At 39.1% G+C, this 22910-nt stretch carries 33 protein-coding genes; 25 read left to right on the top strand and 8 right to left on the bottom strand.

Annotated elements, in window-relative coordinates:
* Positions 1-72 precede the first annotated feature (72 nt).
* The 22 genes from HX021_RS08430 to HX021_RS08325 all read left to right on the top strand — a co-directional run bounded on the left by HX021_RS08430 (position 73) and on the right by HX021_RS08325 (position 18269).
* Positions 73-537, top strand: coding sequence for a DNA-packaging protein (locus HX021_RS08430; protein WP_286589718.1), 465 nt, complete (start codon positions 73-75; stop codon positions 535-537).
* Complete coding sequence (locus HX021_RS08425; RefSeq protein ID WP_286589717.1) at positions 537-1874, top strand: phage terminase large subunit; 1338 nt, start codon at positions 537-539, stop codon at positions 1872-1874. The genes HX021_RS08430 and HX021_RS08425 overlap by 1 nt, the downstream gene beginning before the upstream one ends.
* A 6-nt stretch (positions 1875-1880) precedes the next feature.
* On the top strand, positions 1881-3263 hold the full coding sequence (locus tag HX021_RS08420) for a phage portal protein (RefSeq protein WP_286589716.1): 1383 nt from the start codon (positions 1881-1883) through the stop codon (positions 3261-3263).
* Positions 3260-3424, top strand: coding sequence for a hypothetical protein (locus tag HX021_RS08415; protein WP_286589715.1), 165 nt, complete (start codon positions 3260-3262; stop codon positions 3422-3424). Before HX021_RS08420 ends, HX021_RS08415 begins: the two co-directional genes overlap by 4 nt.
* Positions 3425-3427: 3 nt before the next feature.
* Positions 3428-4216 carry a putative phage head morphogenesis protein gene (locus HX021_RS08410; RefSeq protein WP_286589713.1) on the top strand — a complete coding sequence of 263 codons (789 nt, stop codon included), beginning with the start codon at positions 3428-3430 and terminating at the stop codon, positions 4214-4216.
* A 91-nt stretch (positions 4217-4307) separates the two neighbouring features.
* On the top strand, positions 4308-4991 hold the full coding sequence (locus HX021_RS08405) for an HK97 family phage prohead protease (RefSeq protein ID WP_286589711.1): 684 nt from the start codon (positions 4308-4310) through the stop codon (positions 4989-4991).
* Positions 4991-6223: a phage major capsid protein gene (locus tag HX021_RS08400; protein WP_286589709.1), complete on the top strand. Its 1233-nt coding sequence runs from the start codon at positions 4991-4993 to the stop codon at positions 6221-6223. The genes HX021_RS08405 and HX021_RS08400 overlap by 1 nt, the downstream gene beginning before the upstream one ends.
* Positions 6224-6297: 74 nt before the next feature.
* On the top strand, positions 6298-6639 hold the full coding sequence (locus tag HX021_RS08395; RefSeq protein ID WP_286589707.1) for a crAss001_48 related protein: 342 nt from the start codon (positions 6298-6300) through the stop codon (positions 6637-6639).
* A gap of 1 nt (position 6640) precedes the next feature.
* Positions 6641-6835, top strand: coding sequence for a hypothetical protein (locus tag HX021_RS08390; RefSeq protein ID WP_286589706.1), 195 nt, complete (start codon positions 6641-6643; stop codon positions 6833-6835).
* 2 nt (positions 6836-6837) lie between these two features.
* Complete coding sequence (locus HX021_RS08385; protein WP_286589704.1) at positions 6838-7140, top strand: head-tail connector protein; 303 nt, start codon at positions 6838-6840, stop codon at positions 7138-7140.
* Positions 7141-7143: 3 nt separating this feature from the next.
* Entirely contained in the window at positions 7144-7482 is a 339-nt protein-coding gene (locus HX021_RS08380) for a phage head closure protein (protein ID WP_286589702.1), read from the top strand.
* Complete coding sequence (locus HX021_RS08375) at positions 7475-7930, top strand: hypothetical protein (RefSeq protein ID WP_286589700.1); 456 nt, start codon at positions 7475-7477, stop codon at positions 7928-7930. Before HX021_RS08380 ends, HX021_RS08375 begins: the two co-directional genes overlap by 8 nt.
* On the top strand, positions 7930-8382 hold the full coding sequence (locus HX021_RS08370) for a hypothetical protein (RefSeq protein ID WP_286589698.1): 453 nt from the start codon (positions 7930-7932) through the stop codon (positions 8380-8382). Before HX021_RS08375 ends, HX021_RS08370 begins: the two co-directional genes overlap by 1 nt.
* Before the next feature lie 4 nt (positions 8383-8386).
* On the top strand, positions 8387-8851 hold the full coding sequence (locus HX021_RS08365; protein WP_286589697.1) for a hypothetical protein: 465 nt from the start codon (positions 8387-8389) through the stop codon (positions 8849-8851).
* Between the two features lie 12 nt (positions 8852-8863).
* Complete coding sequence (locus HX021_RS08360) at positions 8864-9289, top strand: hypothetical protein (RefSeq protein ID WP_286589696.1); 426 nt, start codon at positions 8864-8866, stop codon at positions 9287-9289.
* A 303-nt stretch (positions 9290-9592) separates the two neighbouring features.
* Positions 9593-11692 carry a hypothetical protein gene (locus HX021_RS08355; protein ID WP_286589695.1) on the top strand — a complete coding sequence of 700 codons (2100 nt, stop codon included), beginning with the start codon at positions 9593-9595 and terminating at the stop codon, positions 11690-11692.
* Entirely contained in the window at positions 11692-13974 is a 2283-nt protein-coding gene (locus HX021_RS08350) for a hypothetical protein (RefSeq protein WP_286589694.1), read from the top strand. The genes HX021_RS08355 and HX021_RS08350 overlap by 1 nt, the downstream gene beginning before the upstream one ends.
* 3 nt (positions 13975-13977) lie before the next feature.
* Entirely contained in the window at positions 13978-16638 is a 2661-nt protein-coding gene (locus HX021_RS08345; RefSeq protein WP_286589693.1) for a M14 family metallopeptidase, read from the top strand.
* Between the two features lie 245 nt (positions 16639-16883).
* On the top strand, positions 16884-17276 hold the full coding sequence (locus tag HX021_RS08340) for a hypothetical protein (protein ID WP_286589692.1): 393 nt from the start codon (positions 16884-16886) through the stop codon (positions 17274-17276).
* A complete protein-coding gene (locus tag HX021_RS08335; RefSeq protein WP_286589691.1) occupies positions 17276-17590 on the top strand; it encodes a hypothetical protein in 315 nt (104 codons plus the stop codon). Before HX021_RS08340 ends, HX021_RS08335 begins: the two co-directional genes overlap by 1 nt.
* Positions 17587-17760: a hypothetical protein gene (locus tag HX021_RS08330; RefSeq protein ID WP_286589690.1), complete on the top strand. Its 174-nt coding sequence runs from the start codon at positions 17587-17589 to the stop codon at positions 17758-17760. The genes HX021_RS08335 and HX021_RS08330 overlap by 4 nt, the downstream gene beginning before the upstream one ends.
* Positions 17757-18269, top strand: coding sequence for a hypothetical protein (locus HX021_RS08325; protein WP_286589689.1), 513 nt, complete (start codon positions 17757-17759; stop codon positions 18267-18269). The genes HX021_RS08330 and HX021_RS08325 overlap by 4 nt, the downstream gene beginning before the upstream one ends.
* Before the next feature lie 75 nt (positions 18270-18344).
* Here the strand turns inward: HX021_RS08325 and HX021_RS08320 are convergent, their stop codons facing one another.
* Entirely contained in the window at positions 18345-18566 is a 222-nt protein-coding gene (locus tag HX021_RS08320; protein WP_286589688.1) for a hypothetical protein, read from the bottom strand.
* 58 nt (positions 18567-18624) lie between these two features.
* Between HX021_RS08320 and HX021_RS08315 the strand changes: the two genes are divergently transcribed.
* Positions 18625-18942, top strand: coding sequence for a hypothetical protein (locus tag HX021_RS08315; RefSeq protein ID WP_286589687.1), 318 nt, complete (start codon positions 18625-18627; stop codon positions 18940-18942).
* Here the strand turns inward: HX021_RS08315 and HX021_RS08310 are convergent.
* Positions 18935-19558 (bottom strand): SOS response-associated peptidase, encoded by a 624-nt coding sequence (locus HX021_RS08310; protein ID WP_286589686.1) that lies wholly within the window; start codon positions 19556-19558, stop codon positions 18935-18937. The genes HX021_RS08315 and HX021_RS08310 overlap by 8 nt on opposite strands.
* Positions 19559-19685: 127 nt before the next feature.
* Here HX021_RS08310 and HX021_RS08305 point away from each other — a divergent pair, with 127 nt between their 5' ends.
* Together HX021_RS08305 and HX021_RS08300 are read left to right on the top strand one after the other, a co-directional pair.
* Positions 19686-19925, top strand: a complete 240-nt coding sequence (locus HX021_RS08305; protein ID WP_286589685.1) for a hypothetical protein — start codon at positions 19686-19688, stop codon at positions 19923-19925.
* Positions 19926-19927: 2 nt separating this feature from the next.
* The gene (locus tag HX021_RS08300) at positions 19928-20350 is read left to right on the top strand and encodes a hypothetical protein (protein ID WP_286589684.1); all 423 of its coding nucleotides are present in this window, start codon (positions 19928-19930) and stop codon (positions 20348-20350) included.
* A 9-nt stretch (positions 20351-20359) separates the two neighbouring features.
* On the opposite strand, the gene HX021_RS08295 is transcribed toward HX021_RS08300, so the two are convergent.
* The 6 genes from HX021_RS08295 to HX021_RS08275 all read right to left on the bottom strand — a co-directional run bounded on the left by HX021_RS08295 (position 20360) and on the right by HX021_RS08275 (position 22879).
* Positions 20360-20572: a hypothetical protein gene (locus tag HX021_RS08295; RefSeq protein WP_286589683.1), complete on the bottom strand. Its 213-nt coding sequence runs from the start codon at positions 20570-20572 to the stop codon at positions 20360-20362.
* A complete protein-coding gene (locus tag HX021_RS21680; protein ID WP_353621025.1) occupies positions 20527-20922 on the bottom strand; it encodes an HNH endonuclease in 396 nt (131 codons plus the stop codon). The genes HX021_RS08295 and HX021_RS21680 overlap by 46 nt, the downstream gene beginning before the upstream one ends.
* Positions 20919-21203: a hypothetical protein gene (locus HX021_RS08290; protein WP_286589682.1), complete on the bottom strand. Its 285-nt coding sequence runs from the start codon at positions 21201-21203 to the stop codon at positions 20919-20921. The genes HX021_RS21680 and HX021_RS08290 overlap by 4 nt, the downstream gene beginning before the upstream one ends.
* A 158-nt stretch (positions 21204-21361) precedes the next feature.
* Positions 21362-21577 carry a hypothetical protein gene (locus HX021_RS08285; protein WP_286589681.1) on the bottom strand — a complete coding sequence of 72 codons (216 nt, stop codon included), beginning with the start codon at positions 21575-21577 and terminating at the stop codon, positions 21362-21364.
* Positions 21574-21825, bottom strand: coding sequence for a hypothetical protein (locus tag HX021_RS08280; RefSeq protein WP_286589680.1), 252 nt, complete (start codon positions 21823-21825; stop codon positions 21574-21576). Before HX021_RS08280 ends, HX021_RS08285 begins: the two co-directional genes overlap by 4 nt.
* A 46-nt stretch (positions 21826-21871) precedes the next feature.
* Positions 21872-22879 carry a hypothetical protein gene (locus HX021_RS08275; protein ID WP_286589679.1) on the bottom strand — a complete coding sequence of 336 codons (1008 nt, stop codon included), beginning with the start codon at positions 22877-22879 and terminating at the stop codon, positions 21872-21874.
* Positions 22880-22910: the final 31 nt, after the last annotated feature.

The following is a 22910-nucleotide window of genomic DNA, read 5'->3' as shown; positions in this document are numbered from 1 at the left end:
ATTTAGCAGTGAAATTTTTTATAGCTAAAATTTTTAGCTTATATTTGTTTTTATTTAGCAAAATTTTTAGCAATGGCAGCACCTAAAGGAAATCAATTTTGGAAACTTCGATCAAAACATGGTAGAGATAAGCTTTTTGGCTCGTCTAATTTACTATGGGAAGCTGCTACAGAGTATTTCGAATGGTGTGATAAAAACCCATGGTTAAAATCAGAAGCCATTAAATCGGGTGATATGGCTGGCACTGTGATGCAAGTACCTACAGCTAGGCCCTATACACTTCAAGGGCTTTGCTTGTTTTTGGATTGTAATGCAGCTTATTTTAGACAATTTAAGCAATCATTACCTGAAAATGAAAAAGATTTTTCGACGGTCATTACGCGCATTGAGGAAGTTATTTATAATCAAAAATTCGAAGGGGCAACAGTTGGGGCCTTTAATGCCAATATAATAGCTCGCGATTTGGGGCTTACTGATAAGCAAGAACACGAGGTAAATGCTAGAATAGAACAAGTGACAGGAATGGTGATTAAGTAATGCAAATAACGTTTGATACTAATGGCAACGATAAGCAAAAAGAAGTATGCAAATTATGGGTTGATCCTGTAGTTGCTGATATTGCTTATGGAGGTTCCAAAGGGTCAGGCAAATCATATTTAGGTTGTTCTTTGATTTTTGGTGATGCTTTGATGTATGAAGCAACAAACTACTTCATATCAAGAAAGAAGCTTAACGATATCCGTAAGTTTACGATACCTTCTATTCATGAGGTGTTCAACCACTGGGGGATAACAAGTAATTACTATTCTTTCAATGGACAGGATAACTATTTCAAGCTGTATAATGACAGTAGGGTTTATCTGTTAGAAGCTAAATACCTCCCCTCGGATCCGCAATATTATCGTTTTGGTTCAATGCAGATGACTAGGGGATGGATAGAGGAGGCAGGGGAGTTTGAGGAAGCAGCTAAGAACAATCTTAATGCTTCAATAGGTCGTTGGAAGAATGATGTATATAACCTTACGGGAAAGCTACTACAGACTTGTAACCCATCTAAAAACTACCTGTACCGCGACTACTACTTGCCGAGCAAAAAGGGTACAATACCAGAATGGCGCAAGTTTATTCAGGCTCTACCGTCAGATAACAAGAAACTTCCTAAAGGATATCTTGAAAACCTACAAAGGACATTGACAGTAAACGAGAAAGAGCGTTTGTTGTATGGTAATTGGGAGTATGACGATGACCCAGCTGCATTGATCGAGTATATCAGGATATTGGACATATTCAGCAACTCATTTGTCAATGAAGGGGAACGGTTTATTACAGCGGATATCGCTCGTTTTGGAAGGGATAAGACAGTTATTGGGGTTTGGTCAGGATTCAGGCTAATTAAGATCGTAACGATACCAAAGAACAAGGTAACGGAAGCGGCAAAGGCTATTAAAGAACTGCAGGAGCAATATTTTGTTCCAATGTCCAATATTATAGTCGATGAGGACGGTGTTGGCGGTGGGGTTGTAGATATTCTTGAATGTAACGGTTTCGTAAACAACAGTTCCCCTCTCGATAATCCCGAAACTAAAGAGCCGGAAAACTATCGTAACCTTAAGAGTCAAATGTACTATGCTTTGGCTAAGAAGATAAATGAAGCAGGGATATTTGTAGCATGTGATGATAGTGAAATAAAAGATTGCATTATCCAAGAGCTGGAGCAAGTTAAACAGCATGATATGGATAAGGACACTACCAAAGCGGTATTACCAAAAGAAAAGATAAAAGAACTGTTAGGGCGATCCCCTGACTATGCAGATATGATAATGATGCGAATGTGGTTTGAGTATAGGTTTAAGTTTGAATTCTCAATAGGATAAAATAAAATGGGTATTGTAGATTATGCAAAAAAGGCGTTGGGTATTGCGCCTAAAACAGATAAAAGGCACTTGGACAATGTCCTTAATACCATACTTTACGGCAATCTGGTCGGATTTAATGATGTGGTGTTCTATAACTACAGCTGTGAGGATTATATCAAGAAAGGGTATAAATCAAACCCCGAGGTTTATTCCATCATCAACAAGATAGTCCAAAAGACCTTAATTGCTCCAATTTACCTATACGAGGAGAAGCCGGACCAAAAGGCTAAGGTGTACAAGAGCTGCAAGAAATCGAAATCAAAGATAGAGATAAGCAAGTATAAGATATACACTACCAAAGCCCTTGAATTCGCTACAACAGGTCAGGATCTTCAAGCACTATTGGAAAACCCAAACCCCAAACAGTCATGGCGTGATCTATCAGAATTAGGCCGTATATTCTACAATGCCCAGGGCGAATACTTCCTTTACCGTGAGACGGCCGACGATAGCGATATAGCGCTTGAATTATATGTTGCTCCGGCCAACCTTATGACTCCTGTTTATGGTGGTGGCGATGTAAGCAATCCAATAACAGGATGGAAACTGAACCTATTGAATGGGTTTAACCGTACACTGGATGCTAAAGATGTGCTTCAGATCAAAAGGGCAAACCCTGAATATGATTCGATGGGAAGTCAAGATAGGGGTATGGCTCCGCTTGAGTCTGGATTGAAGTACCTGCAGCTTAACGATGCTTCATTGAAAGCCTGGATCAACAGCACAGAGAATGAAGGGGCAAAGGGTATCTTAAGCCCTAACCATGCAGATCCTAAATTATGGTTGACTCCTGATCAAAATAAAGCTACTACCGATATTGTAGATAAAAAGATCAACGGAACCGACAACAAGAACAAAGTAGTCGTTTCTTCGATGCCTTTGCAATATACTTCAATGGCACTGAGCCCAACAGCTTTGGCGGTATTGGAAGGGCTCAAATGGTCAGGGTTTAAACTTCCTTGGTTATGGGGTGTAAATCCTGTTCTATTCAACGAAAACCCGATACAGCATAACCTTGAAGAAGCTAAGCTATCTTTAGTTACTGACGTTGTTGTCCCTTATCTATCGATCGAGGAAGATGCATTAAATAGATGGCTTGTGAAGCCTTTTTCTGAAAGGGATAAGAAAAACTACAAGGTTGACTATGATGTAAGCGTATACGACGAATTAAAGCTATCCAGCGATGAAGCTGAAGCATTGCTTAAGGTTTGTACTATCAATGAAGTACGTGTGATGCTAGGATATGATGAAGTAGAGGAAGAATACGCTAATCAGATCTTTATAGCAGGCGGCATGGTGCCATTGTCTGACTTTTCAAGTGGAATAACATTAGATAATAATTTATGATAACAGTTTATTGGCATTTGATCGTGGTGATAGTCATTACGGCATTATTGATCGCAAGGATGTTTACAGTTGATGAAGGAGGCATGGATTTTACATCCATATTATGCCTTATTGGGGTTGTGTTGTTATGGGCCATCTATGGCGGTATTTTCCTTTGGTAAAATATGAACCGAGCAAAGCAAAAGTTAAATAGAGTAATCCTCTCACAGGATAGAATGCTTAACGCCTTTGAGAAGAAGTACACCAAACGTATTTTCAATGCACTTAAAGAGCAGATCAGGCAATCAGCAAATAGTTATGGTGCATTCAACGATCAACCGTTGTTCGATGCCCTTAAGCCTATGTACGAGGAAGTCTTTATCGCTTTTGCAACCTTTCAATACAATAACTTTACCCAGATGGTCCGCAAAGATGCCAGTTTTTTCCTGAATACCTGGGGACGGATTATCACAAATTATATTTTTCAGTCACTGGCCGGAAAGGTTACAGGTATAAACGACACTACAAAAAGACTTATCCAGGAAGCGTTAGCCACAGGTCAAGCAATGGGTTTAGATTTCGATAAGATAGCCCAATACATGGTCGAAAAGCTTGGTGACGACATGTTGATCAATAGGGCCAAGATGATAACCCGTACTGAATTAGCCAATGTTGCCAACATGGCAAAGGATCAGGCTAAAGATGACTGGAAAAAGGAAACAGGCGAACCAATTTATAAGCTATGGATTCATAGGTATGCCAAAGAACCTCGAAGATGGCACCTGCAAATGGATAACGATAAGGCTATCCCCGAAAACCAAGCATTTGAGGTATACGATCCTAAAGACAATACCACCGAATTGATGCAGCGCCCACACTCAGAAGGTGCAAGCGCAAAGAACGTTGTCAACTGTTCATGCATTGTAATCTACGTGTCTGAAAGCTATGCTCAAAGCCTAAATTCTGCTAAATAAATCTACATTGCTAAAATATGTAAAAATTTTTAGCAAAATACTTGCTAAAATATGCTAATTGTTTTAGCTTTGTTTAGTAATATTTTTAGCAATGAGTGAATTTTTACAGAAATCAATTTCCACTAACTTATCTGAACTAGATGATGTAAAGGGTTATGTTGAAGGTTATGCGAACACATATAACCTAAAAGATAGCCACGGTGATATTTCTAGCCCTGATTCATTCCTAAAAACAGTAAACGAACGTGCAAAGATTATCAAAGTATACCTAAACCATGATGATAATCAATTGATAGGTGTTCCTGCATTTATTGATGCAAAAGATCCAATAGGATTAAAGACAGGTACCCAGTTTAACATGAAGACCAATTTGGGCCGTGATGCATTTTATGATGTGAAGTTCCTAGTAGATAACGGATTTGAAGCCGGTATGTCTATAGGTGCCTGGATCATGAAGCGTAACGGCAAGAATAAGTCAATTGTAGAGGAATACCGCTTAAAAGAGTATTCTTTCCTAACCAAGGAACAATCAAACAGAACAAGTCTTGTAACAGCGTTAAAAAGCGCTGATTCTCCATCTGAATTGATGGGATTGTTGACGAAAATGTTCAACCTTCCATATTCTGACGAGAGACTAAAACAAATCGAATCAATATTAAAGTCACTTGACGAGGAGCCGAGCGGTGAGGGAGTAATTACCCCAACAGACGAAACCACTTCGACGGATGAGCCGACTGTGAACAAATCATTTTTTCAAGTTTTAACATTAAAGTAATGACAGAAGAAGAAAAAAAAGCACAGGAGGAAGCGTTAGAGGTTGTTAATAAAGCAGCTGAAACAAAAGCCACTGAGGCTGTTAACAAAGCTTTGGCAGAAAAGGGTTTTATCTCCAAAGAAGAAGCTGAAAAAGCTGCAGAGGAAGCAGTAAATAAGGCTATCGCAACAGAGAAAGAAGAAACCAAAAAAGAATTGGACAAACTTTCTTCTCAAATCAAAAAGGCATCACAAATTACGCGTGACGACGAGCCGGTGACAAAATCATTCAACCAATATCTTGGTGAAGCTATTGAAGCAAATAAGGATGCAATCCAAAACTTTAAAAAGGGTAGCCCTGAGGTCACAATTGCTTTGAAAGCTGTCGGTGATATGTCTATCGCTAACAACTTCCCGAACGCGACACCGTTTATCCAAGATGTGCGCACAGGTTTGATCGTTAATCCATACAATCGCGTTTGGTTATCAGATATTATCCCGGGGGGATCATCTAGTGGCAATTCAATCCTTTATCCAAAGGAGAATGGTGGCGAGGGTGAAGTTGGGTTATGGACTGACCACGCCGTTGATAAGCCACAGGTTGATTACGATTTGACAAGTCAGGCTGCGTTTTTCAAATGGATTGCAGGGTATGTGATCGTTGAGCGTGAGATGTTGGATGATATTTCATGGTTAACATCATACCTCCAAGCTAAGTTGCTTATATCTTACAAAACAGCGGAAAACAAGTTTATCCTTAACGGATCAACAGACACTAATCCGGTTACTGGTATGTTGACAGCAGCTACAGCTTATAATGGAACTTTCACAGGTCCAGTTGATCGCATTATTGATGCAGGGTGGGGACAAATCGTAGAAGATACTAACGAATTCTATCAACCAACGCACTCTATTTTAAATCCTCGTGCCGCAGTTAGCCTGGGATTGAATAAAGCAGATGGTTCAGGTGAATATGACCTTCCTGCTGGTTCAATGGCGTTCAGTAATGGCAAGTTAACTGTTGGCGGTTTAGATGTAGTTACAACTACAGGTATTGCTAAGACAGACTTCTTGACCTTTGACCGTAATGCCTTGGCTTATGTCACTCGCTTGGCCCCAGAGTTAAGAATGTTCGAAGATGCTGCATTAGCAAAACGTAACAAAATCATGTTCCGTATAGAAGGCCGTGCAACTTTAGCAATCTTCAATAACAAGGCAATTGTAAAAGGCCCATTAGTTCCTGTTACTCCATAGGCTCATACTTAGGTTATATATTTTTTAATTGGGAAAGGCGGTTACGGCCGCCTTTTTTACAAATCAAATCAATTATGGCTGAAACATTTTTAGATAGGCTCAAAAAGGAAAGAGATGAGCTAAAAACAAAGTATAATGGGTTATGTCAGTTTTTGAAGGCAGAAAACTTTAAACAATTATCCAATGTGAATCAGATGCTGTTGTGGAACCAAGAGAAACACATGCACGAATATCTGTACATTTTGGAGGTTCGATTAGAGTTACTATCAAACACTGGACAGCATTCTGAGCAAGACCTAGTATCATTCGGTAACTATGTTTTAAACCAGCGTAAAAACAAAGAGGAAAAGTCGGATAACGATGCGTTCATCAATGATGCTGATTTGAAAAACTGGCAAGCACAAAAAGGTAAATAAGATGGCAAAGGTAAAATTATTAAAAGACCACAACGGGCAAAAGGCTGGAACAGTAGGAGAAGTCAGAGACGGAGCAGCCAATTATTTAGTCCGTACCAAAGTAGCCGAATATGTGGAGGAAACCGAATCAGAGAAAAAGTCTAAGGCTGCTGTTAAAAAGCAGACAAAGAAAGTAGGACCGTGTAAAAGCTGTTAGTTATGGTAACGTTGGACGATGTAAAGAATGCTCTTAATATAGATTTCACTGACCAAGATCAGTACTTAACCACTCTCTTAAATGGGGCGGTTCATAAGGCTGAAAAATGGACAGGACGAAACTATACTATTTCCACCTTATCAACCTATGAGCCAATGCCGGAAGATGTTCAAAAAGCAGTTATCCAGGACGTGGCGAGCGATTACGCAAAAAGGGATAATTTCGGTGGTGATGGAGCAGAAAGCACAGTTAACAATGCATCTATCTATACGTACAGACAGAACTCAACAAACCCAATGTTTTAAGCTATGATGAGACTAGGAGGATATGACCAGAAGATAAAATTCAAGACGTTCGAGACCGTATCGAATGGATCAGGGGGATGGATTCAAACTGATGTTGAAGTATTATCTACATGGGCCAGGATCGAGCAGTTAAAGCAAAGCCGGAACATTGAACAGGTACAGATGGGATTGCCTGCAACTTACAGGATAGGTGTCCAAGTAAGGAAAAACTTTGATCCTACTATCGCGATGGTAGTAGAATGGAAAGGTAGCGACTATCAGATTATCACATCGCCAACGGTTGAAAATTGCCGTACAGGTCAAGAGTGGGTATTTGATATAACCAAGCCAAATAATGGCTAGAGGGTCATCTTTGATAAACACTGTCACTAAGGATCTGAAACAGTATCAGACAGGAGTAATTATCAAGATAAGAAAGCTGGTTATTGACAGCCTTACCAGGATTGAAATAATGGCTCAAAGGTCGTTGAATACTCATAGTTATCAATCAGGAGAGAGTCTAAACTTTATCGTAGTCCAAAAGAAGATATCAGAAGGTGGTTTGCAGGGTGAAGTTGGTGTTATGGGTTCGGACCCCTTGCCGGCATACATTGAGTTTGGAACAGGGTTATTTGCAGCGGATATATTGGCGCCATATCCCCAATGGATAAAGGATATAGCAATGACATTCTATGTTAACGGCCAAGGTACTTTACAAGGAAAGCCATATCTGTACAATAATTTTCTGATAGTAAAAATAGAGTTTGAGAAGAAGTTGCAAGAAATATTGGACCAAGAGGTTAAAAGCTAATGGAATCGACACAAGCAGTAAGAACAGCAGTATTTGAAGCTATCAGCAATATAGCAATTGAAAGTAAGGTGATTCCTGTTTTTGATGGTTTGGTTAATCCTAATGTAGTTATTCCGGTTGTTAGAGGTGCGTCATGTTATATAGTAATTCAAGATCAACAGGAGAATTTAGGAGCTATTCAGAATATGTGCATCGAACGAATGGAACAAAATATAACAATCCGTATTGTTACCAAGTTTTCAACTGCAGGCGTTACAGACAGATCAATATCAGAGTCAATTGCTGATTTTGTAAAGAAAGCTATCCGTACTGGTCGAAATCACAACCTATCATCTCAAAACATCAATATACAAAAGGTTTTAGCCCCAATTGTCCAGCAAACAGATGAGTTTGCAAATGGCCAAACGGCTTTAAGTAAGATATTAATTTATTCAATAATAGTAAATCAATAAAGAAATGGCAGACGAAAAATATGCAAACGGTTTTAATGGCGGATTAGCTGTATACGATACAACCGCCAGTGCGTGGAAGCCTATCGCGTGCCTTACACAATCATCACATCAATTGGCTATTGAAACAGTTGATAAGGTTAATATGTGTACCCAGGGCAAAACAGTAAGACGTCCAAAAACGCTTACCGAGACGGTAGATATCGAGGGGGAGGTAATCGATACAACAGCAGTTGGCGGACAATCGGCAAAAGCTTCTTTGGCAGAATTAAAAGACATGGCCCGTAAGCAGATCAGCGACGGTACTGTGTATGAATTCAGATTAGAGCGTGACTTTGATGGATTTATGTACTTCAAAGGGACAATTACAAACGTATCTGATACCTACTCCGCAACTGATGACGCAACTTTCACAGCATCATTAACCATTAACGGTGACGTATCAGAAACTGATCCTCACGTAACCCCTTAATAATTATTAATCATGAACGAATCAACTATAAAATTCAAGGGGGATGAAGTAAAAATCCGTTTTGGCAGCTGGGTGATGATGAATTTGGAGAAAAAAGGTTGGGGAATTGATTTACCATCAATTCTCAACCGAATTTCTTCTAATGTATATGAATCATTAGCTGAGATTATCTATTTCGGGATATGTGAAACTAGTGGGAGAAGCGCAAAATTAAGCGAAATATCTATTGATGAGATGTACGATGTAATAGATGATATGAGTAAAGAAGATCCAGGATCAATAGTTAAGATCAGGAATCTATTTCTTGTTTCAGCTTTTGGCGAAGATGTTTTGAAGATATTTGACAAACCAAAATCAGGGGATGATGATGTAGATAATGATCTTAAGGAGTCAAAAAAAAACACATCATCAAAGAAGTTAAAATCGACTGGGAAATAGATCACTTATCTTTTGCTGTTGGAGAGTTGGGGTTGCGTCTTGATGATTTTTATAAAATGGCATGGTATGAATATCTACTTAAATGCTATTCATACAATAGGCAGTCAAAAGAGGAAATGCAAAAGGTCAGATTTATTGCCTATCACTCACATATATCATCAAACATTAAGCTTCAAAAGATCCCAACATTAGACCAATTCCTACCTATGAAAGGAGAAAGAAAAAATAATGTGGTGTCTCAAGGATCCAAAGAAAAATATCTAGCAGAATACAAGGATTATTTAGAGAAAAAACAAAGCAAAAATGGGGTTTAGCGCAAAACTTGAAGCAGATTTAACCAACTGGAGTGGTAATATTAAAAAAGCTGGGAAGGAGTTCGATAATTTTGCGAGCAAGACCCAAAAGGATATTAATGCCATTAACAATGCTTTTAAGAAAGTAAACGGTAACTCTATTGGCGGTCTCCAAAATAGATTAACATTATTAAAACAAAACCTTGAGAATGCTACTGATATTAAAAGTATTTCCAAATACAATATCAGGATAAAAGAGACGCAGGATGAGATTGAAAGATTAAAAAACCTTGGATTACAGGCAGGCAATGCTACAAAAAATATAGTTCCTCCATCAACGGTAAACGGAGTAAATAACCTAACAAGGTCATTCGGAGCTGCAAATGGTGTTGCGATGGAATTTAACAGGATTATACAAGATGCTCCTTTCGGTATGATGGGTATTGGTAACAATATTCAACAGTTAACTTCAAACTTTGCTGTACTAAAGTCTCAAACAGGTAGTACAGGGGCCGCAATAAAAGCAACCTTTGCCAGCATGCTTTCATCTGGTAACCTTCTAGCGTTAGGTGTGGCTGCTATCACTTCAGCATGGACAGCTTATACAATGTGGTCCCAAAGGGCTAATAAAGCAACAAAGGATAACAAAAGTGAATTTGACAAGCTTGTGGAAAGTCTTTCTGATGTTTCTACAGTGATGTATGAAGCAGCAAAGTCATCAGGTCAAGAAGCTTCTGAATTAAGAGCATTATATTCAATTTCACAAGATACAACTCAAAGTGTTGATGAGCGTAAAAATGCTGCTCAAAGGTTAATTAAGCAGTATCCAGAATTATTTGGGAAGTTCAATTCTGAACAGATAATGTTGGGGAAAGCTAAAGGAGCATACGATGAATTGAGTAAATCTATTTTAGCAACTGCACGAGCACAGGCGGCATATGGTAAGATTGGTGAAAAGTTTTCACAGCAAATTGCCTTAGATGAAACAAATAAGGCATTGCAAAAAGAAATTGATCTCAACAAGACCGCAATTGCTCAAAATAAGATTAAGGCTGAAAGTTTACGAAATAGTGTAACACTTGGTTCAGGTAAAGATCAAGCAGAAGTGGCTATAAGAACGGCTGATGCACTTGATCGATCAATGATGTTAAATGATCGTATTGCTAAACTTGAAAAACAAAAAGCAGATAACCTATTAAAAAGAGCAGTATTACAAGAAGGTATTAATGATCTTGAGAATATAGCTATAACAAACCAGATTGCCGTCAATAATCAGTACGGCCTGGGAGTTGACAAGGTAGAGGACCTAACCGATAAAATTGCAGGTCTAAACACCGAGTTAAATCAGTTTATTCAACAAGGTAGAGATCAACGTTTATTAATTACCCAGCTTGAAAACATAGATATTAAATACAATGAAATATATGAAGTTATCAAGGAAATCGGTAATGTTGATCCTTTCAAAATAGCCTTAATAGGGGGCATGAAATTAGAGGAACAGCTTGATGCTGTAATATCTAAAATGAAGCCCGCAACAGCCGATCCTTCACTAGATTTTACCCTACCTGATATTCAACCTGGTGATTTAAATATAAATCCTTTAGCTAAAGGCCTTGATGATATTAAATCAAGATTTGAAACAACGCGTGATGCTATTGGTGAAATAATGGGCGATGGATTAGTGTCGGTTATATCTAATTCAATGTCTGCCTTGGGCGAAGCATTAGCCACAGGTGGGAATATTTTAGGAGCTATTGGCGACTCTTTGATATCAACTCTGGGGGGACTTGCTAAGCAAATTGGGGAGCAAATGATAGCTTTTGGTACTGCAGGTATTGCTCTCAAGTTTATGGTATCTAACCCATTTTTAGCAATTGCTGCAGGTGCTGCTTTAGTTGCTTTAGGGTCATTTGCATCATCATCCGTTAGTAGGTCTGTAGAATCAGGTACTAATGGCGGTTATTTTGGATATCAATCACAGGACTATTCTTCTTATCGTGGAGCATTATACAATAATGAAAGGCAGCAAACAGTGGATTTACGCATAAAGGGCGATGATTTAGTAGGCTCATTCGATATTAATAACACCCGTAACAACAGACTATCATAATGGCATATAACACTAAATACATATTGAACTATTGTAATCGTGATGGTGACAAACTTACGATAGAACTACAAGTAGATGAATATGTAGGACAGGCATTTATTATTGTAAATAACGAAGACTATTTACAAGATGACCGGGGAAGGTTTATTACAGTTAATGTAGATGGTACATATGATCCAGAACGGGATAAAAATAAGATAGAAGGAAGTGCAAATCCTTTTTCATTAACATTTCGAAATGATAGGGGAGAGAAGGGAGGGGCTATCCGAGCAACTTCGGCGACCATGGAGTTTTACGAAGACATGCTTTTTAACATTGATGACCTGGCTACTTCTAATGAGACAGAATTGAGGTGTGTCTTCAAGTATAACGATAAAATTGAATGGATAGGTTTTGTAACTCCTGATTTTTTTAATGTAGCAATCGAAAGTAACCCGGTAATTAGCTTGACTGCCTCCGATAGATTAGGAATACTTAAGGATGTTGATTACCCAGTTGATACCTTGATTACAGACAAAGTTTCTCAATTAAGCATCCTTGTTAAATGCCTTTATGAAACAAGCTTAGATCTGCCGATTAATATAGTGTGTGATCTATACTGTGATCAGTTTGTTAGTGAAGATATAAATCCATTGGCAGGATCATTTGTGTCAGAATGGAGGGCAATAAAGGATATCGAGAAAGGGGATCTAGAAAAGTGTTATACTATCATACAAGGTATTTTAGATGAGTTTAATTGCCTATTGACTCAATACAATGGGGAATGGTGGGTTGTAAATAAATATAACCATGAAATTGGTGGTGGTACCTTATGGAGATATGGTTATACTGGTAATTTCATATCAAAATCAAATGTAACTTTTGGAGAAACATTTTTTAACGAAATTGATACTGGTGGTGAAAGAACTGTGATCCCAGCAGGTGCCAAAAATACATATCTTCTTAATAACGGGCCTGATATGATTTATCCATATAATTTTACTTTCAGTAGCGATACTAATGAAGTGGATAATATAGATTATTGGACTGTTAATCCTGATGTTCCGTTGCAAACATCATTATCCAACTTTGAGCCAACTTTATATAACGATAATGGAAATGTCAGTTATGATGTTGAACGAAGCTTTTATAGGCCATTAGTGTCAAATTACCGGATAATCAATTTATCAGATGATTCTGAAAATTTTCCCCCGATACCAAATACAGTTAACATTGATGATTGGATTATTCAATCAGAAGATTTTAAGGTAATTACTTATAATGGGGAAAAATCATCTTTTACATTAAACATTTCAGCAGTTGGTAAACCAAATACAGGTCTGAACATTGGTTTGTTTATGAAAATTAAAAACAGTGCTGGCGTTGAATCATTGTTTTCGTTGTCCCCTGATGTTAATTCAGATCCTAGAGGAACAATATGGAAACAGCAGTTCTCTAATGACTATTATTTCTGGCCTGTCAATACTTCAACAACTGATGTTATTCCGGTAGTATTTCCTGATAAATACAGGAGCGGCCAAGTATCAGCAGATATTGTATTAGAACAAACAATAAATATAGCTCCTGGATCAGATCAGGATTATGACATGAAAACAGCGATATTTTTTGTGAGATTGTATCCTAATGTAGCATACAAAAAAAGTGGATGGAATGATGGATTAATAAACATAACAAGCTTCATTAAAAACCTTACTATATCATTTAATAACGACAATCAGGTCCCCAAAGGAGTAGTATTCCAAACAATGCTCCAAGAAAGATTTACAAAGCCAACAGATCGTCGTAATATCATGTGGGGTGACTTTCAAACATTTGGTCAGAATGGATATTTCTACCCGTACCGCGAAGACTCATTAAGCATAATATACAATCAAGAAGGTCAGATGACTAAAGACTGGTACACCCCTTGGGATGATACACGCCAGCCATTACTACTCCATTCACTTAGGCAATTTACAAAATCATACGCCCGTGCACACGATGAGTTAAGAATAGGGTTTGATCTTAACAGGATTAATCCATTCAACCGATTTGCAATAAGATGTGTAAGCGAGAAATACATACTGGTAAATGAAAATAACGACTATTTACAGGACAATAAAAATAGATATATAACGGCCAACATCGGCAAGTATTTAAACAATAAACGATTCATCCTAGTAGAGGGAACAATTGATTATCTCAGATCAAGTTTTACCGGAGTACTAGCAGAAATCGTAAACACTGAAAGAGAAACTAAAGAGTACATCTACTCATATTTTGAAGATTCTAATATAAAGTAAAACATGGCAACAGTAAATTTTTGGGACGGAATGGATAAGGCTACGGAAATTACCGGAGCCGACAAAATGATGATAGGTAAAAACGCTACAGGGGAAGCACAGTATACCGATTTTGAATTAGCCAATCAATTTATAAGTATTCAAGGCATAGAAATGAAACCAGTCCCGGCCGGGGCATTGCCTGCAGGACCATCAGGTGAAACACGTAAAATGCAGATCATAGAACCAGGAGACTGGACCTGGAATGGTCAAACATTTACAAACCCAGAAGGATCTATCATGAATCTATGGTGGGACGGCACCACCTGGAGCTTAGGGAGTAGTGTGGAGTTGCCACAACAGCCTTTACCTATTGGTGTAGTTAATTCTGATTCAGGATCATTCGATTTCAACGTAGTAACAAGGAAGCTGACAGTTACGGGTATAGGGTCAGTTAATATCGGTAAGACAAGATATCTTTATAATACTCCGCAAACAATAGACTTCCCGGTAGAAACTACAGGTTATTATGCATTAATTTTTGATCCTTCAACCCTTAATTTTGCTATTTATCTTCAAACAGCATTAGGTTCATTGCCAAATACTAACCTATTCATAGCGACGGTATTCCTCAATAATACTACGGGTGAATTTGTGGTAAATGGATTAGCAGACTACCTAGTGAACAGTATAAAAAAAGAAGGGTATAAATCTACATGGGTAGGCAGGAAATACAAGTCCGGAAGTGTAGTTTATGACAAGAACTATTTTTGGGAAGCTGTTCAAGATACATTGGAAGGTTCTGAGCCTGAGATATCAGATCGGTGGTTACCTATAGATAAGTTCCGTAGAGGTCAGTTGACTGCATCGCCTTCATATTTGAATTTCAATCTTAATGAGAGGAAGTTATATATTACAGGTACAGTTTCCTTTAGTATAAATGATAAAAGGATAATCATTAATACTCCGCAAACAATTGATTTTCCATCGGAAACAGGTGGATATTATGCGATATTATCCACAATTGCAGGAGTAATAAGTATTGTTCCTATAGCTTCACTTGATACAGTATCAAGCCGTCTGTTTTTTCTAGCGACTTTTTATCATAACAGTAATACTAATACATTTAATGTTAATGGAATAACTGATTATTTTATTAATAGTCAGCCTAGAAGTTTTATTTTACCATCATGGGTTGATAGGGCTTATAGGGTTGGTGAATCCGTTATGTATAATGGCAGGGAATGGGTAGCTCAAGATCCCAATCCAATTGTAGGTAGTGTACCTGGTGTTTCGGCTAGGTGGAAAGAGAGAAATCCGAGAAACATCGGTTTCTTTTCCGGCCCGGCAAGTTCCATCAATTTTGATTTGGCAAACCGAAAGATATTAACATCCGGCACCTCAGCTGTAGTCATTCCAAATGAGAGAATGCTGATAACCGCCGGTCAGATTGTTGATTTCCCTGCGAACACAAGTGGTTATTACGCTCTGTTGTTTCAACGGTCAGGCGGCACTCTAATTACTTCATTGATATCTCAGATGGGTTCGTTGGATACAGCTTTGGTTATGATAGCGACATTCTACCATAATTCCTCAACCAACGAGTTAGTGGTAAATGGCATTCCAGATTATTATGTCAATGGACAACCTCGGCCTTCAGGTCAGGTAACATTAGAAAGAAAGTTTTCTTTCGATACTGATGTGCCATATTACAACGCTACAACAACATTAAGCATGACAGATACTGACCCAATAGTATTGAAGGATCAATTTGTTGACTATCTATATGGGTTGTATGATGGATTGGTTTCACAGTTCCCAGATTACGTATCTAAGACACAATTTGGCGAACAAGAAGACACGGGAGGAGCTAGACTGCCATTGTATTATTACAGGTTCAGGCCATCAAACCTAATTAAAAACACAGGATTTGGAGGTGACGAAAGATTGAAGATAGTCATAACAGCGGCTACTCATGGTGGGGAGAAAACTTGCGGCATGGCTGCTTGGATTCTTATGGATGCTATCTGTAATCAATGGAAAGATGATGAATTTTTGGAAGCATTAAGGTGGAACTGCGAATTCGTTGTTGTGGCTTGCGCAAGTCCCTATCAATGGAATCAAAATGCGTTAGGATTAAGTCCTGGGAGAAAGAATTTAAATGGAGTCGATCCAAACAGAAATTATCCAGTAGGTTGGGCGGGAGGTTCTGATAATCCATCTGATCAGGATTACAGGGGGCCATCTCCTTTATCCGAAATAGAAACTCAGGCAGTTTCTGCCTTGCTGCAAGCCGAGTTTGTTACTGGGGCTATAGCTTTTGACTTTCATACGTTTGTAAATTCAACTACAGACCCTAAGGATATATCATGGGTTATAACAACTCAAAAGACAAATCCATCTGCTCAAGCATGGGCAAGACGATTGGCCAGAGAATACAAGAAGAAATTACCTACTGCGCCCCAGGGTGATGATGTTCCTTTTGTAAGGGTGAGTAGTGCAGCTAGTGGGGGTATGACCTATAAGTATTATGATGCTTTGGGATATAAGTCTTATCTGATGGAAATTAACGAAAATTTCCAGATTGTGCCTGATTATGTCAGAAACGACAACTATGCTTTAAAGTTCGGGACTGAGAGTCTGGCCAATATGTTAAGAGAGGTAATCAAGAGTAGTTTGGTATGACAGCAAGAGATAGAATAAAGGAATTACAGAAATCCGTCGGGGCAGCTCCCGACGGTGTTATTGGCAGAGAGACACTGTCTAAGTTTGCAGCAAAGTTTGGTCGTACCCGTATTCAGACGATACACTTCTTTGCCAATATCCACCACGAAAGCGGAGGGTTCACAATTGTACGGGAGAATATGAACTACACAGCTCCACGAATAATGCAAATTTTCGGTGTCGGCCGGCATTCGGCAAAAGTCACTGTGGCAGAAGCAGGGCGTTTGGCTGGCAATCCGTGGGCATTAGCGGAACGGGTTTACGGATTAGGCAATCCTAAAAAGGCCGCGGAGCTGGGAAACACCAAGCCCGGCGATGGCTGGAAATACCGTGGCGGCGGCGCATTGCAATGTACCGGTGGCTTCGATTATAAACGATATGGCGGCCAGGAGTTGTATGATAATCCTGATCTGATCGGGGAATCGGCCTACTACTTTACCACGGCTGTCCGGGAGTTCGACTTCAAAAACATCTGGGCCAAAGCTAAGGATCTTTCGGAAGCAAGTATCCGTGCAGTATGCCGTGCTGTAAATGGGGGATATAACGGCCTTGACGATCGTCGGGCCAAAGTGAATTATTATGCTAGTTTGTGGAAATAATGGCAGAAAGCAAGCAAGAAAAGGAGTTCAAAGACTTCGGAATTACGGGGAAATTACGGACAGGTTTAGTAACTGGAATGATGGGGATAATGCTCACGGCGATCATCATCCTATTCAATAAAGTCAACAGCTTGCAGGAAGATAAGTCTGAAATGCAGGAGCGCCTGTATCAACAAATGCTATTGGAAGTTAAGAACAGAATGGAGCCGGCCGTCGAGAAAGTCAACCAAGCCGCAACTAAAGTAGACAGCGCAGCGGTTAAGGTCGACAGTGTCGCTCAGCAACAAAAAGATAAAATAGGAGGTAGGAAATGAAATGGTTCATTTTAATACTGATGGTCAGTACGACGTACTCAGACGCAAGTACTAAGATAGAAGTAATCCGGGGTAATGACCTCGTAAAACCTATTGAGGATGTTGTCCCGAAACTGGATAGTCTAGCCGGAAAGCTAACGGATCTGTCCACTAAAATCGAGAAGTTATGAGATTAACACTGATATTGATTGTCTGCATCCTGTTATCAGGGTGCGGGCTATTCCGAAAGACAACGAAGATTAACAAGCAGCTTGACGCTGTGTCAGTTTCGAGTGATGTAAAGGTTTCGACTGAGACGACAACCGGAAAGGTGGATAAATCTAAGGAGACATCAAACACAACCAGCGAGACCGATGATAAACTAAAAATATTCCCAACACCTGGTACTGACGTGAAGGTAGGACCTGACGGATCGGTCACCTTCAAAGCTGATAGTATAGTGTCCTACACCAGGCGCAAGACTAACCAAGCTCGTAATATTCTGAAGGATGTGGCTGAATCATTCAAGCAGACAAAGGATAGCTTAGCTGGCCGGGATAGCACTGACCGTCGGCAACGGGAGACAAAGGATATTGACCAACAGCCCTCAGCAACAGGGATATTCAGTAACTGGATTGGTTGGGCCATGGGATTATTGATTGTTGTTTGTGGGATAATTTGGTTTTTAAGGAGAAAATAATTAAATTAGAGTTCATAAAATAGGTTAATAATAGGTAAAAACACCCGGTGCTCCCCAAGCTTCGGGTGTTTTCATTTAACCAAACCTTTCCGACAGCGCGGCAATTATAGATTCCTTTAGGTCCTCATCCAGGTCACCGTACGCAATCCGCCATACCCCCTCAGACTTACGGAATATATAAAAGGAATAACCGTTTTTATGATGAATGTAGTAATCCCTCAGCCCCATACCTTTTTCCTCAATAGTAAACTTGGCGTGTATAATCTTACCCTTGTATTGTACCTTTAGAGTTTTCATGTGTTAAAATTACTAATATTATTAGTAATTTATCAAATATTAATTCTAATTTTGGACTATGGAACGTGAGTGGTTAAAAAAGAAGATGGAAATCCCCATCGTGGTGAAATCGATGTATAACGATGCTAAGCTTAATGGTGCCTGGATTTACCATAAGGTGACGCGAAAGTTCTACACGCCCGAAGAGTTTCTTGCATCCTGGGTAAGGATCTATACTGAGGGTAGACGTGGTGGGAGTAACCGGGATGATTTCCAGATAATGAACCCCATGGCTGCTGTTAAACAGCGGGCTGAATGGGTAGCAAAAGCAAATTCAGAGCTACAGGAGATCATGCGGAAGCTTGAAGCGTACCAAGCCCAATTCAAGCCTAAATAGCGTCTTGTATTTCCGGCCGGTTAGTATCTCCTTTAGCCCCGGTTACACGGAATACTTTGTGTGCTAATAGCTCACCTTCATAAGGGATCATTAATTGCTGGATGTCTTCCTTTGTGCTAGCGGAAAGCCATGCATCCCTACTGGCCGGGGGAATGATCAACGGCATACGTTTTTTCTCGTTGTGTATTTCCTCCAATAGAGGGTTTGCAGCTGTGGTGATAACTGAGAACGTCGGGTACACGTTATTGGTCTCATAGTCTTTGAAATCGCTGTATACGATACCCAGGGTGAAAATATCTTTGGTGGGAGTATAGATGTAGTAGTTCTCAGTGTCCTTTTGCCCAGCTACTTTATGAGGTTCGTAAAAGCCGTTCACGTAAAGAAGGCCCCGGGTTTTGCCGATATAATTGCTGTATGACTTCTTTTCAAAGATTGATTCCGATTCGGCATTCAATGTGTTCGCATATTTGGCTGCATCATCCTCAGTTTTTACCCAGAATGGAATGAGTTTCCACCGGGCCGGAACAATAGAACCAGGATCAGCGTTAAGCGTAACTGGCAAGTAGGGACGAGTAAAGCCACTCACATGAAAGATTTCCTCATTTTGGTAATGCACCTGAAGGTTTTTAAACTATTTAACCAGCTGGGCCGTGCTTGGAGTGGAAGTATGATAACACATAATTTTGTATATTTAATTAAAAGTAACAAATAAAATGCGATTTGAAAAGGTTACTCACTCAGTCTTGAAAAAGCTACAGCGAAAAGGCTATAATGTCATAATTGCGCCATCAGATTGTGAGGATATCGAAAATGTCACATGGAAGGCTATTACGGTACCGAATGTTTTTGAATGGCTTGTTGCGTTGGATTGTGAGGGAATTACAGCTGTGCCATTTCATGAGCCACATATTTTGGTAATCCAAGATGCATTGAACAACATTCGTGAAGAAGACCTAAACGGAAGTGTATTTATTGAACTATAGATATGAAAACATTGCAACAATACTTTAATGAAGTCGGAGAGTACGGCCGAAAGCTTTATTTGAGAAACGAAGCTATCCGTACTGGCAGTTGGGAACTGTACGAAGCGACTGTAAGGAAAGAATTTCCGGACGTTGCTGATGAAGAGATAAAAGAAGCAAAGGAAGCTGGAGAAAGAGTTGTCCTAATGACCAAAGATAAGCTTCGGGAGTGGATTACTAAAAACAAAGTCAATATGATTACATCGGATTTATATGTGCTCGATGAAGGAACTATATTGGAGGGATCTGTCGAGTCCGCGGAAACGCTGAAGTATGTCCTTGGGGATGGACTAGAGGATATTGTTGAATGTCACGTTTCACCAATGGATGTGCTTAATTTGACAGATCACAAGATTTATTGGGTTGATCCAATAGTAAAAGCCTAGATTTTTGGTCTAGGCTTTTAATTTAAGCTCAAATACTGCGACCTCCAATGAATCATGTGGTATGTGTGTAAATCGTTCGTAAAACTCAGACACATTTCTTGTATACAGGATATTTCCATCCGTGTAGACTACTACAGGGATATCTTCGCTACCTGATGTTTTATGTTGTGCATGATCTATGAGCTTATAGATGTTGTTTTTGTATTTGTAGTATTCTGGCATAATTCAAAATAAAATTTAACAGGTCTTTCAATTTCCTCAATAAGCCCATACCTCTTTGCAAACTTGTATTGTGTGCTGTCTCTATTGAGTGAACGGATAAAACCGCCAATGACCTTTCGGAAACTTTCCAGACTCAACGATCCTTTTATGGTATTGCAGGATAAGCAGGCAGGGGTTAGGTTTTCAAATGTATCGCGTTCTGGGTATTGGCATCCACCATTAACCCAATCTCGGACGACGGGGAGAATGTGATCCGCTGCCCATCTTTGGCCTAATTCGCATCCGCAATAAGCGCAGCGCCCCGAATACTTTAGTCGGAGCGCTTCTCTTTGTTGTTTGGTGAGGGTCATACTTCCGTGTATGTTAAGATAATCGGTTTATCTCCTGTGTTTATTTCCTCTTTGATCCAATCCACAAGATTAAGATGTTTACCTGTCTCTTCGTCGAAAGTGACTGCCTTTATACACTCGTTATCGCTTAGTTTTTCACCACGAATAAAGTCGTCCTCGCCGCCGTTTGATTGTTCATCTAAAACATGGCTAATGGCCGATTTTAAGTCTAATGCTAAGACATGCATAGTGTTACTGTTGAACTCTACTTCAAAGAGTTCTCTGTTGTCTATTATTTTCATAGTTTATTCCTCCCAAATTAATTTACAATCTTCTCCAACTATATGATGACCGTACCAATCACGGCACCATACAGAAATCATTCCGCTATTATCGTTAAGGTACTTCCATACCGGAAATACTTGTCCGTCGGATAGTCTTTTGGCTTTTAACATAGAAATTAGTTTTTATCAGTTAAATAAGCCAAAATCAATAGTTTTACATCTGTTCTTTCAGGTGCAGAGTATTCGATCTCCAATTCGCTAACGCCGTTCTTTTGCATCTGTTCCAGTGTATAATGGACAAGTACTCTTGTGGCAGAATCACTGTCGATCACTCCCTTTTTTAGCTGCTTAATGAGGAAACGAACCCAAATCTTTCGGATTATATTTTTCATACTTCAAACCCTTTCAATTTTTTAAGTGGTGTAGTTATCAATTTTTCATACTCCTTATCAGTGACCATGCCTTCTGGCATCACTTTTACATATGCTTCGAGCGCGTTGGCTAATGCTTGTTTAGCCATTTCAAGAGCTGTAAGATGTTCTAAAACACTCTTGTTAACATCCAATGAGACACTCAATTTGTTGCTATTGGTTTCGTTATCGTGGATTGATTTAATATTGAAATCTATGTTTAATTGCATTTTCTTTCTTCTTTACCACCCTAGACTATACTAGGGTGGGGGTTAATTAATCTGTACAACTACCGGAATCGCAACTGGCGTAATCAATGAAATCCATTTGTAGTTGAAGTGGTAATTGTAATATATTCTGCATCGACATAGGGATTGACTTCCCATTTACTTGGTGCCTTTTAAAAGTTCTACCTTTTATTTTTTCGGCTTCTCTGGCCCATCTCATTTTGTGTGCTGCAAAAGGATTACGCCATTGCTGTTGCAGTTGTTTAATCGTATGATGGAAGCAAATGGAACAATTTGATATTTCTGGGAAATCGTATTCAGGTCTTCCTCTCCAATATTTACCGACAATACTATTCGTAATTCCGTGTTCTATAAGAGGAAAAGATGGAACCCTATAGTAATCGTCTCCATAACAGTTAAAAGGATTAGTTTTTAACTCACGTTCACCTCTTCTTACTTGCCCTTCAACATCCATTATATCCCACCATTTAACCAAATAATCCGGTATTTTAAAATCATTTATAACGCTTTGCAAGCTGAAATTGGGATTTGGTTTGCGATCCTTTATTTCTACTATTTTAAAATATAAGTTCACGGTTCTATCTAGTTCATCAAGCCTAAAACCCAATCGCATTTCTACGTTTTCAATTGGCGCAATATTCCTTCTGACATAATTATAAATAGGTGCTACTTTTAAAACCTCGGTACAAAGCCGTTTCCTAGAATTTGGAAGGAAATCTTCAACTATATCGTCATAAGTTCTGTACTTTCCGACTCCATAGTCACGTGCAAATAATACTTCAATTTTACCTGTGCCGTTATGTCTACCTCTATAATCTGTACCAAGTTCTAAAGACAATTTATGTAGAGCAATTAATGTTCTGTCATCTTCAGCGCTCATTACAAAATCACTATTGAAGCGTCTAATCCAATTATGTGATTTTTCTCTTTCAATTCTGATATCATACCATTGGTTCCTTTCTTCGGGTGTCCAGTATGGCGCAAACTGTTCGACACAAGCAAATAATTCATGATCAGCAGGGAAATGAATTGCCATAAATGAACTTGTTTTCCCGCCTGACAGACTG

This window comes from Sphingobacterium sp. N143, from assembly GCF_030325625.1.
In the GTDB taxonomy this organism is placed as follows: Bacteria; Bacteroidota; Bacteroidia; order Sphingobacteriales; family Sphingobacteriaceae; genus Sphingobacterium.
The sequence above is the reverse complement of the archived record's forward strand: the minus strand, read 5'-3'. Positions and strand labels throughout refer to the sequence as shown.

Bases quoted from the DNA above. Each gene is read 5' to 3' on its own strand.
- HX021_RS08430 (WP_286589718.1), top strand. From the start codon at position 73: ATGGCAGCACCTAAAGGAAATCAATTTTGGAAACTTCGATCAAAACAT.
- HX021_RS08425 (WP_286589717.1), top strand. From the start codon at position 537: ATGCAAATAACGTTTGATACTAATGGCAACGATAAGCAAAAAGAAGTA.
- HX021_RS08420 (WP_286589716.1), top strand. From the start codon at position 1,881: ATGGGTATTGTAGATTATGCAAAAAAGGCGTTGGGTATTGCGCCTAAA.
- HX021_RS08415 (WP_286589715.1), top strand. From the start codon at position 3,260: ATGATAACAGTTTATTGGCATTTGATCGTGGTGATAGTCATTACGGCA.
- HX021_RS08410 (WP_286589713.1), top strand. From the start codon at position 3,428: ATGAACCGAGCAAAGCAAAAGTTAAATAGAGTAATCCTCTCACAGGAT.
- HX021_RS08405 (WP_286589711.1), top strand. From the start codon at position 4,308: ATGAGTGAATTTTTACAGAAATCAATTTCCACTAACTTATCTGAACTA.
- HX021_RS08400 (WP_286589709.1), top strand. From the start codon at position 4,991: ATGACAGAAGAAGAAAAAAAAGCACAGGAGGAAGCGTTAGAGGTTGTT.
- HX021_RS08395 (WP_286589707.1), top strand. From the start codon at position 6,298: ATGGCTGAAACATTTTTAGATAGGCTCAAAAAGGAAAGAGATGAGCTA.
- HX021_RS08390 (WP_286589706.1), top strand. From the start codon at position 6,641: ATGGCAAAGGTAAAATTATTAAAAGACCACAACGGGCAAAAGGCTGGA.
- HX021_RS08385 (WP_286589704.1), top strand. From the start codon at position 6,838: ATGGTAACGTTGGACGATGTAAAGAATGCTCTTAATATAGATTTCACT.
- HX021_RS08380 (WP_286589702.1), top strand. From the start codon at position 7,144: ATGATGAGACTAGGAGGATATGACCAGAAGATAAAATTCAAGACGTTC.
- HX021_RS08375 (WP_286589700.1), top strand. From the start codon at position 7,475: ATGGCTAGAGGGTCATCTTTGATAAACACTGTCACTAAGGATCTGAAA.
- HX021_RS08370 (WP_286589698.1), top strand. From the start codon at position 7,930: ATGGAATCGACACAAGCAGTAAGAACAGCAGTATTTGAAGCTATCAGC.
- HX021_RS08365 (WP_286589697.1), top strand. From the start codon at position 8,387: ATGGCAGACGAAAAATATGCAAACGGTTTTAATGGCGGATTAGCTGTA.
- HX021_RS08360 (WP_286589696.1), top strand. From the start codon at position 8,864: ATGAACGAATCAACTATAAAATTCAAGGGGGATGAAGTAAAAATCCGT.
- HX021_RS08355 (WP_286589695.1), top strand. From the start codon at position 9,593: ATGGGGTTTAGCGCAAAACTTGAAGCAGATTTAACCAACTGGAGTGGT.
- HX021_RS08350 (WP_286589694.1), top strand. From the start codon at position 11,692: ATGGCATATAACACTAAATACATATTGAACTATTGTAATCGTGATGGT.
- HX021_RS08345 (WP_286589693.1), top strand. From the start codon at position 13,978: ATGGCAACAGTAAATTTTTGGGACGGAATGGATAAGGCTACGGAAATT.
- HX021_RS08335 (WP_286589691.1), top strand. From the start codon at position 17,276: ATGGCAGAAAGCAAGCAAGAAAAGGAGTTCAAAGACTTCGGAATTACG.
- HX021_RS08330 (WP_286589690.1), top strand. From the start codon at position 17,587: ATGAAATGGTTCATTTTAATACTGATGGTCAGTACGACGTACTCAGAC.
- HX021_RS08325 (WP_286589689.1), top strand. From the start codon at position 17,757: ATGAGATTAACACTGATATTGATTGTCTGCATCCTGTTATCAGGGTGC.
- HX021_RS08320 (WP_286589688.1), bottom strand. From the start codon at position 18,566: ATGAAAACTCTAAAGGTACAATACAAGGGTAAGATTATACACGCCAAG.
- HX021_RS08315 (WP_286589687.1), top strand. From the start codon at position 18,625: ATGGAACGTGAGTGGTTAAAAAAGAAGATGGAAATCCCCATCGTGGTG.
- HX021_RS08300 (WP_286589684.1), top strand. From the start codon at position 19,928: ATGAAAACATTGCAACAATACTTTAATGAAGTCGGAGAGTACGGCCGA.
- HX021_RS08295 (WP_286589683.1), bottom strand. From the start codon at position 20,572: ATGCCAGAATACTACAAATACAAAAACAACATCTATAAGCTCATAGAT.
- HX021_RS21680 (WP_353621025.1), bottom strand. From the start codon at position 20,922: ATGACCCTCACCAAACAACAAAGAGAAGCGCTCCGACTAAAGTATTCG.
- HX021_RS08290 (WP_286589682.1), bottom strand. From the start codon at position 21,203: ATGAAAATAATAGACAACAGAGAACTCTTTGAAGTAGAGTTCAACAGT.
- HX021_RS08285 (WP_286589681.1), bottom strand. From the start codon at position 21,577: ATGAAAAATATAATCCGAAAGATTTGGGTTCGTTTCCTCATTAAGCAG.
- HX021_RS08280 (WP_286589680.1), bottom strand. From the start codon at position 21,825: ATGCAATTAAACATAGATTTCAATATTAAATCAATCCACGATAACGAA.
- HX021_RS08275 (WP_286589679.1), bottom strand. From the start codon at position 22,879: ATGGCAATTCATTTCCCTGCTGATCATGAATTATTTGCTTGTGTCGAA.